1 protein-coding gene is annotated in these 519 nt (G+C 29.3%); it reads left to right on the forward strand.

Features of this window, described 5'->3' with window-relative positions; all coding sequences use genetic code 11:
- Nucleotides 1-50: 50 nt before the first annotated feature.
- Nucleotides 51-266, forward strand: a complete 216-nt coding sequence (locus tag AC1DWA_RS33215; protein WP_477917706.1) for a hypothetical protein — start codon at nucleotides 51-53, stop codon at nucleotides 264-266.
- The last annotated feature ends 253 nt before the right edge of the window (nucleotides 267-519 follow it).

Here is a 519-nt window from a genome sequence, read left to right on the forward strand (position 1 = left end):
TTGCTGCATATGTTGTTATGAAATAAAATCTTCAAAAAGGAGCGACTAATATGAGTGATTCACAAAAAAGACCAGAGATTGTTCCAAATAAGCTAATGGAYTTATTAGTAAAYGAYGTTTTTTCTAAACAYGGCATAGATAAAGAACAAGTTAAAGGGAATTTATCTGAAGAAAAGAAAAAAATGCTTAAAGAAATGGTTGAAGATTTATCAAAACGAGTCGATGAATTTGTTAAACAGACAAATATCAATAACTCTAAAAAATAAGTTATAACATCTACAAACGCCACTTCCTAGGCGTTTTTGTTGTTTTTTAAAATGGTTGCACTCATTAGTCAATTGGCCCAATCCTATTGATTGGTATGCTCATATATTAATACATACCATGAAAAAGGAGTGTTAATTATGTCATCTAAAAAGTATTATTCTTACGATGTAAAGAAAAAGTGCAAAAGCAGACATAAAAAGAATGATTCTAAAAAGCATTGTAAAGTAGACCACTATGAAAGTGAATCTACAG

It is taken from the genome of Rhodococcus sp. P4_F3_2, assembly GCF_056401335.1.